Origin of the sequence: Streptomyces sp. rh34 (assembly GCF_002551245.1) — a bacterium.
GTDB lineage: Bacteria > Actinomycetota > Actinomycetes > Streptomycetales > Streptomycetaceae > Streptomyces.
On sequence record NZ_NTGZ01000541.1, the window covers coordinates 1 to 1,198 of the forward strand.

The 1,198-nt window shown below is 78.0% G+C and carries 1 protein-coding gene; it reads left to right on the forward strand.

From position 1 onward, the window contains the following. Positions 1-1,198: HEAT repeat domain-containing protein (locus CR470_RS38065; protein ID WP_179892530.1), on the forward strand; the 1,198-nt coding region annotated here is incomplete at both ends.

Genomic DNA, 1,198 nt, shown 5'->3' on the forward strand with positions numbered 1-1,198 from the left:
GCCCCGGGCCCCGGCTTCGCCCCCGCGGGACCGGCCCGCCCGGACGGCGAACCGGAGCTGCCGCCCGAGGTGTTGGACGCGATGCGCGCCCACGGGAGCCGGTTGTGGAGGCGGCGGCGGATCAGGCCGGTCTGTCTGCTCGACGTACCGGACGACACCGGAGCGGGCCACGCGTTCCTCACCGCGACGGTGCTCGGCCTGCTGGAGCGGCCCGGGCTCACCGGCGGCGAACGGGCGGTGCTGCTCAAGGCGTTGCTCCAGGTCCCCGCGACCCCGTCCACCCGGGCCCGGGTGCACCGTCTGTTGCGCGACCGCGACCCGCACGTGCGCAAGCACGTCATCGCCCTGCTGGCCCACGACGCCTCGGGCGAGGACGCGCGGGCCCTGTCCGCGACTCTCGTCCCGCTCACCCGCGACGCGGACATCCGGACCGTGCGCGCGGCCCTGTCGGCGCTGGGCGCGGCACGGGCCCGCTGGGCGGGCGAGGAAGTCGCCGGCTGTCTCCACCACCCGAACATGAACATCAGGAAGACCGCGGCGGCCACCCTCATCGAAGCGGGCGCGCCCGCCGCCGTCCCGCATCTCCTGCGGGCGCTCGGCCGCGACGACAACCCGGGGCTGCGGTCCGCGCTGACCCGCGCGCTGCACGCCGTCGTGGGAAGCGCCTATGCCGCGACCCTCCTCGCCGCCGCCGAAGCGGCGCGCGACGAGCGCACCCGCCGCCTCCAGCTCCGCGCCCTCGACCACGAGGTGACCGCCCGCGCCGTGCTCGCCCTGGACGTGGGGGGATCGCCGGTCGTCCCCGCCCTGCTGGCGCTCGTCGCCGACGGCGCTGTGCGGCTCGCCGCCGGTTCCGTCCAGGACCTGGCGGAACCACTGGCCCGGCACGGTGTGCCGACGCCGCCCGTCGCCCCGGGCGGGCCCCCGGACGGGTCCGACCCCGAGGTGACGGCTCTGCTGCGCTCCGGCTGGGACCCGGCGCTCGCCCTGCGCATCGCCCGGCGGCCCGCACCGCCGGACACCGTTGCCGCCCACGAACGCCCGGCAGCCCGCGCCCTGTTGGGTGACTGGCTCGGCCTGGCCGGCAGCACCGTCGAGGCCGGGCTCCGCAGCCGTCTCCTGCGGTGCGCCCTGCGCCTGTGCCCGGGGCCGTGGTCCGCCGACGAGGTGACGGTGCTCGCCCGGCACACCGGTACGC